The organism is Peribacillus sp. CSMR9 (assembly GCF_033141925.1).
GTDB classification, from domain to species: domain Bacteria; phylum Bacillota; class Bacilli; order Bacillales; family DSM-1321; genus Peribacillus; species Peribacillus simplex_A.
Window position 1 is genome coordinate 20,715 of record NZ_JAOPHO010000058.1, and the last position, 6,902, is coordinate 27,616.

9 protein-coding genes are annotated in these 6,902 nt (G+C 37.9%); 2 read left to right on the forward strand and 7 right to left on the reverse strand.

Annotated elements, in window-relative coordinates; translation table 11 throughout:
- Positions 1 to 194 precede the first annotated feature (194 nt).
- Entirely contained in the window at positions 195 to 992 is a 798-nt protein-coding gene (locus tag N9I19_RS25310) for a peptidoglycan-binding protein (protein ID WP_411730605.1), read from the forward strand.
- A 91-nt stretch (positions 993 to 1,083) separates the two neighbouring features.
- Here the strand turns inward: N9I19_RS25310 and N9I19_RS19575 are convergent, their stop codons facing one another.
- From N9I19_RS19575 to N9I19_RS19585, 3 genes are read right to left on the reverse strand one after another with little or no spacing between them, the layout of a single operon-like run.
- A complete protein-coding gene (locus N9I19_RS19575) occupies positions 1,084 to 1,617 on the reverse strand; it encodes a GNAT family N-acetyltransferase (RefSeq protein ID WP_317778721.1) in 534 nt (177 codons plus the stop codon).
- Positions 1,598 to 2,050: a bleomycin resistance protein gene (locus N9I19_RS19580; protein WP_317778722.1), complete on the reverse strand. Its 453-nt coding sequence runs from the start codon at positions 2,048 to 2,050 to the stop codon at positions 1,598 to 1,600. Before N9I19_RS19580 ends, N9I19_RS19575 begins: the two co-directional genes overlap by 20 nt.
- Before the next feature lie 56 nt (positions 2,051 to 2,106).
- Complete coding sequence (locus N9I19_RS19585) at positions 2,107 to 3,111, reverse strand: phosphotransferase enzyme family protein (RefSeq protein WP_317778723.1); 1,005 nt, start codon at positions 3,109 to 3,111, stop codon at positions 2,107 to 2,109.
- Positions 3,112 to 3,539: 428 nt separating this feature from the next.
- Between N9I19_RS19585 and N9I19_RS19590 the strand changes: the two genes are divergently transcribed.
- Positions 3,540 to 4,238 carry a Dph6-related ATP pyrophosphatase gene (locus tag N9I19_RS19590; protein WP_317778724.1) on the forward strand — a complete coding sequence of 233 codons (699 nt, stop codon included), beginning with the start codon at positions 3,540 to 3,542 and terminating at the stop codon, positions 4,236 to 4,238.
- Between the two features lie 233 nt (positions 4,239 to 4,471).
- Here the strand turns inward: N9I19_RS19590 and N9I19_RS19595 are convergent, their stop codons facing one another.
- The 4 genes from N9I19_RS19595 to N9I19_RS19610 form a co-directional block, all read right to left on the reverse strand.
- The gene (locus N9I19_RS19595; protein WP_125162981.1) at positions 4,472 to 4,702 is read right to left on the reverse strand and encodes a hypothetical protein; all 231 of its coding nucleotides are present in this window, start codon (positions 4,700 to 4,702) and stop codon (positions 4,472 to 4,474) included.
- Between the two features lie 67 nt (positions 4,703 to 4,769).
- On the reverse strand, positions 4,770 to 5,036 hold the full coding sequence (locus tag N9I19_RS19600) for a hypothetical protein (RefSeq protein ID WP_317778725.1): 267 nt from the start codon (positions 5,034 to 5,036) through the stop codon (positions 4,770 to 4,772).
- A 418-nt stretch (positions 5,037 to 5,454) separates the two neighbouring features.
- Positions 5,455 to 5,874 (reverse strand): VOC family protein, encoded by a 420-nt coding sequence (locus N9I19_RS19605; RefSeq protein ID WP_284469658.1) that lies wholly within the window; start codon positions 5,872 to 5,874, stop codon positions 5,455 to 5,457.
- 39 nt (positions 5,875 to 5,913) lie between these two features.
- On the reverse strand, positions 5,914 to 6,825 hold the full coding sequence (locus tag N9I19_RS19610) for a DMT family transporter (RefSeq protein WP_317778726.1): 912 nt from the start codon (positions 6,823 to 6,825) through the stop codon (positions 5,914 to 5,916).
- Positions 6,826 to 6,902 lie beyond the last annotated feature (77 nt).

Consider the following 6,902-nt stretch of genomic DNA (forward strand, 5'->3'; position numbering starts at 1 on the left):
GATTCTTTTTAATAGAATCCAGAATCCGCTAATTACTAAGGATATGGTAACCCGTTCTCCGCCTCATTTCTTTTCTTTCTCTAACATGTTTTAACAATTCCTTAGTGCCTTCGCGGTGTTTTTCCTTATCAGCGCCTAAAAGAGCGATCGTTTAACGAATGGTTTAATTGCAGGAAACAACGAGGAGGATAAACATGAAGAAAATTATAATAACGATCCTAACGGCTTCTGTATTCATTCTAGGAGTTTGCATGCCAACTAAAGGCGAAGCCGCAGCTTTGGATCGCACACTCTCAACAGGAATGAGTAATGGTGATGTAAAGGAACTACAAGAATTATTACTGACAAAAGGGGTTTTTCCCTATTATGAAGCAACAGGTTACTACGGACCGATTACAAAAGAATCCGTAAAGAAGTTTCAGGAGAAATCAGGGCTGAAAGCCGATGGAATAGCAGGAACAAAAACGAATCAGAAAATCCAGGTACTGAAAAGCGGGGATATCGGAAGACCTGTAGCTGAACTGCAGAGGCTATTGAAAGCCTCGGATGTTTACACATCAACGATCGATGGAATTTATGGTACAGGTACAAAACAAGCAGTCATGAACTTTCAAAAGCAAAAGGGATTATCCGCTGACGGTATAGCCGGTGCACGGACTTTCAGTAAATTAGAAGAAAGAGCCAGTTTAGCAAGCTCGGCCGTTAAAGAACTGACGGTAACAAGTACTGCATATACGGCGAGCTGCGAAGGATGTTCAGGCACCACAAGAATGGGCGTAGATTTACAAAAATATGATGATGCCAAACTGATAGCAGTCGATCCGAACGTGATTCCGCTAGGCTCCATCGTTGAAGTCGAAGGCTATGGACAAGCAATCGCTGCAGACACGGGCGGCGCGATCAAAGGAAACAGAATCGATGTATTCATCGCAAAAGAAGCGGATGCTTTAACGTGGGGAAGAAAGCAAGTGAAGGTTAAAATAATTAAATGATGCATGATGGAAACATCGTTTTAATATAAAAATAGATACATAACAAAACCGAAAGAGCATGTATGGATCAATTCATGCTCTTTCAGTCTGTTCAAACCAACTTGTACATGATAATATCATCGACGTAATCACTTTCGTTCATCTTAAATTCCTTAATTTTACGGCCTTCTTCAACAAACCCCATACTTTTATAAAGTGATATTGCCCGATGATTTGTTGAAAAAACTCCTAAACTCACCTTTTCAATCAACGGATTGGCTTCTGCCCATTCCAATAATGCTTTAACTAGTTTTTTTCCAATACCCATCCCCCTGAATTTTTCTCTAATCATGATCCCAAATGAGCCCTTGTGAGACATTCTCCTCCTATTTTCCGATTGAAATCCTATCCATCCAATCACTTCACCATTTATTTCGGCCACGATGATGGTTTCTCGTTCATTTTCCAATAACCTTCGTATCCAATCCCTTTGTTGTTCTGGTGTTTTATTAAACTCGTCTGACAACGCAATAAAGTACTCACCTTCGGAAATAACGGAATACTGTACATCCAAAACTGCTTCCGCATCTTTTAATTCACCAGTCCGAATCATATATGTAAGACTATTATTTTTCGTTTCTGACATGCCAATCCCCCTTATTTTTTAAGACTGCCCTACTCGGATTCATTGACTGTGAAAACCTTAGTAAATAACCATCTGGATCTTGAACTAAAATCTCTTTTTTTACAAACACCTCATTATCGCTTTCATAATGGTTTTCCATCATTTCTCTAAATAATTTTATTCCATGCCTTTTTAAAGCAGCCGCCAATTTTTCAACATCATCAATATCAATTTGAAAATTAATCCCTCTGCCCAATGGAAATTTTAATACTCCTGTATCCCAACTTCCATTTATTTCTTCCAGCATAATTTGCGATTCTCCCAAAGAAAGAAAGGCAAATTTATCATCAAAACGTTCATATTCTAAATGAAATCCCAAAAATTCAAGGTAAAATTTTTTCGATTCACTTATATTCGATACTGATAGTTCAGGTACTAGTGCATTGAACTTCATATTCAGTTAAAGCCTCCTTGTCAGTACCCTCTTTAATGTTCAGATACATCAATCTTTCAATAAATCAGGTTCGAATTGAAGTGAACAATAGGACGGCTTTCCATAATTCTTTGTTCGATTTTCTGAACGGTTTTATATAATTGATTATCCGCATTCTTCAAATCGTACTTTTTATGAAAAAAATTATATAACGTTAGATCCCTTAATTTTAAAAATAGCGGGATCGTATCGTAATCTACAGGTGCGAGTATATTTTCCGTCTCATAACCTTTTATAAAATCCCCCATGAATTTGGCAGCATATCCATCGAGTTCTTTTACACCTTCACGTTCTAAACTCCACATAAGATAATACAGAGGTATGGCCAAGTCGCTCGCTAACCAGTGATAGGAACAGTCATCAAAGTCAAAAACATGAATCTTGCCTTCATGGAAATGGAAATTGCCGTTATGTATATCAGAATGAATCAATCCAAAATTATCTTGATGAATTAGAAGTGCATTTAATTTATTCATGATTAATTCTTGCTGGTGCATCACTTGCTCTGGAACATCAGATTGATAGTGCTCCGCATTCAATAATTCTTCTTCATGCCAATCGAGCCTTTTATATTCTGTTTCAGGCTTGTAACTTTTTGTTTTTTTATGCAGGTGGCCTATTGTTCTTCCCCATTCAAAAAATAAATGTCCGTCGAAATTTTCATCGGTGACTTTCACCCTTACACCAGGGGCTTTTTCAAATAGGCAACAATAAAAATCTGTACCATCCAGACCCTTTACAATTTCAACTAAGTTATTTTCTGTAGAAGGGATAACTTTCGGTATTTCACTTCCATTATTCTGTAAGTACTCTATCCACTTTAACTCAGCAAGCACTTGGCCTTTTGAACGATGTGATTGGTGTGTCATTCTTAAGATGTATGGTGTTCCATCCCTGTGAACCTCAAATACGTAGTTCTCTGCATCGCCAAGTTTTACTGAACTCTCTGTACTCACTAGAAAAAAATGCCCGGCCAATTCCACCAATGCATTAGAAAAAATCCGCTCTACCGATGCTTCCATTATCTTCACTCCCATTAATGATGATTTTACTTAGTTAATAAAAAAAAGAATTATAATATGCTTTATACGATATCAAAACGCCTTTTCCCTTTATTTGTATATCATTCTTCTTCTAAATTCTTATGGCAACATGGCGAAAGATATGTTTATAGTGTTGAAGCGATTACAGATTATCGGCTTTTATCACTCTATCTTTGTTGAACAAAACAAGTGTAATGGAACATTGCATGATCCCGTAAAAACTTCGCTTTTATTCATCATTGGAATTTCATTTTTTTTTGCATCACGGTGCAATAATGTCTCATCTGTAAGGTCCAATAGTGATAAAATCAAACAAACAGAGCTATGAAACCTCATATATAAAATATGAAATTGGCTACTAACAGGCATCGTGAAAAAAGTCATTAGAATAAAGGGGAAAGATATGAATGGCAGAATTAATCGATTGGAAAAATAGTGCTCGCGGGCATAAATTTATAGCTTCTTTTAGCGGTGGAAAGGATAGTGTCTTAGCCCTATATAAAGCAGTGAAGGTTGGAGAAGCTGTTGGGCTGATCGTCATGATGGAGGAAGAAGGGAAACGTTCCAGATCCCATGGAATGCCTCCGGAACTCATTCGTGCCCAAGCTAAATCAATAGGTTTGCCCGTTTATACTGCAGCTGCAAGTTGGACAGATTATGAAAAAGTATTTATGCGCCTTTTAGAAAAAGCTAAAAATCAAGGGGCAGAAGTGTTAGTAACTGGAGACTTGGATATGCCTGCTCATGGCTGTTGGCACGAAAAGGTTACGAAGAATGCTGGATTAAAGCTTGGGATGCCTTTATGGGAAATGAACCATCGTGAAGCTGTTGAAGAGTTCATTAATCTAGGATTTGTAACGATCATCGTAACTGTTAATTTATCACTTGGAATGCGAGAGGACGATTTAGGGCGAACGTTAACCCATGAATACGTGAAGGAGCTTGAAGCTCGTGGTATTGACCCTTGCGGAGAAGGTGGAGAGTTCCATACCACGGTAATAGATGGGCCCATTTTTAAACATCCTATTCCAGTTCGTAAATGTGAGATCATTAAGGACGGAGAATATGCTTTTTTACCTTTGGAGCTAGATCAGAAAATAACATAAAAAAAGACAGTTTTCACCCAGGATTTCGTGGCCTTTCCTCTGAATTTTCAGATGTAAAACTACTGCGGTTGTGAGGATACCCCTCACAATCTTTTTCTGTTAATTTGCTATTTAGCGGAAAGGCTAATATGAATTTTCTCCATATCGAGCTAGGATTCTTGGCATGACTTAAAAATTCTTTTCACTTCTTGCTCCTTCCTGCTTCAAAAAAAACGCCCTATGGGGCGTTAAAATCAAGATTCCTTTTCTTCTTCATTTGCTATTTTATTGAACTTCAAGATGGATTCTTGGATTACTGGATTATTGAATTCTTCTTGGATGGCTGATTGTACAAATGAATCTTCAACATTCGTTTCGTCCCAAGCATTAACCATGTAATCTGGATCATTGTTCGAATGCTCTCTGTTATATTCTGAACCTTGCCGACGATTTGATTTACCGTCTTGTTTCTCATTATTCGACATCTATTTTCACCTCTATTAGAGTTCGTAATATTTAAAAGCCCAAATCTGCTAAAAACCTTCCACCATTCTAAAGATCCTGGTCCTTCATTGAAAGGGGTGATCCAGTAGAAGTATGTTGATTTACCCAGTCCAGCGACACTTTTGAAACGGCGGGCCACTCAGGTATTTGGGTTTTATGTTGTTCCACCCAGCTCATGCAATATTGCGGGTCTATATTGCTTTCTTCGGATTTTGCCAAGAATGACTGAATTGTAGTTTCCGTACAGTTTTCCCATGATCCACATGTATCCTGCCAAATATTTTCCATTTTATTTTGAATATTTTCGTTAGACATACGGGTTCCTCCTTTAGATAAATGGTTCTTTTATATATCTTAATTAAGTATGTCCAAGGCTAAATAAATCATTACAAAAATTTTCCCGTTCATAGTGTCAGTACGACTACACTATGCTCCAAAAAGGCTTCAAAGCCTTTTGATTTGAGAGGTTTTTCTAACTACTTGGCTAACGTACCTGGAATGACTTATCTAATGAATGTATGTGCTGCTTGCATCTGATGAGGGAGCATATATAGCAGGGATGCCCTTCACATCAATGGCGGAATCACTATGTCTTCATGAACCCAAAACGACCGAAAAGCACCATCCTTTTCGGCCGATTTCATTCATTCGATAAAGAAGGGGGCTGGCTGCCTGTTAAGCAGCAAGATTGGGTCCCCACTTGTAGATTCTAAATAAATTCACTTTTATTATTTTAATGTCCTATTCCTGGCGAATTCATCAATACAATTCTCCAGCCATCCGGATCTTCAATGGTAACACCCGATTTTTCCCAATATGGATTTTCCGGAGAAACCGGTTCATACCCCATACCTTTCAATCTATTCGTGATTTCCTCAATGGTTTTACGTTCAGGAATATAAAAGACGAGCAGATTATCTTGTGATGGGGCCGGACAAGGACTGCCATCTTTATGCTGAGTGAACTCTAAATGATAGCTGGAATCAGGCAGCCCAATCATGATGCCGTCATATCCCTCGTGCCCTTCAAAAGAACCGATTTTTTTCAAACCTAATCCTTCACAATAGAAGTCTACAACCTTCTTGAGTTGATCAGTAGGACGTGCAACGCGGATTTGCGCTACTCTCATTTCTTTTGGCCATTTACTTTCCATTGTCCCATCCCTCTCTGTATCGAATTACGGCGGAAACCCTTATTTGTTAATCGAATTTTCTTCTTTCAAGTTAATTTTACCAATATGCATGCCTATTCCTAATGCAATGGCAGCACCTAAACAACTGAAAAGACAGCCAGCAGCCAAGTAAATGGATGGATCTGATTCACCAATCATCACTGAAGCCACACCTCCAATTGCTGGAAATAGGGCAACCATGTATCCACTTTTTGCCCCGCCTATTTTCTCTACAAGCTTGAGGTAGAATAGCCAAGCTCCAAAGGAGGCGAATATAGTTAAATAGAACAAAGCAGACAAATATGAAATGGATGTCGGTATACTGACTGCCTGTCCTTTTATGAACACAATTGCCCCTAAAAGAATTCCTCCTGCTGCAAATCCAATTACATTAGCATAGATTGGGTTTACTTTCTTCTTAGCATTTCTAGCTGAGCATGCATCGCCCATTGCAGTAAGGATGGTACCAAGAACGGCTATCATGATTCCTTTTATATCATTAAATCCATGAATGTCATTCAAACTTGGGTAAATAACAATACACACAGCCAGTACACCAATTACCCCTCCAATTAAGATACGAGAATGTAATTGTTCTTTCAAAAAAAGACGAAGGGCTATAGGTGTTAAAATGACTTTCAATGAAAAGATCAATGTAACCATAGCCGCTGAACTTAAGATAGTCGCGTAATAAAGACATAAATAGCTTAAGGCAAAATTACATATTCCAAACACAATAATAAATGGAACATCCTTTTTCATGGGTTTTCCTTTAGGTCTGAGAACGCATAAAAGAATGAAAAATAGGATTGCCGTCATACTTAAACGATATGTTAAAGATAACTCTAAACTCACAGGTGTACCTTGAATCTTTACGGCAATAAAATTAAGCCCCCATACCAATAAACAAAATATGTACATAAAGTTAGTCATAATAAAAGGCTCTTTTCGTAAAGATTGTTGTTTTTAAAACGAAACTATTTAAGGTTGATTGGAGCGGAAGTGCGAGA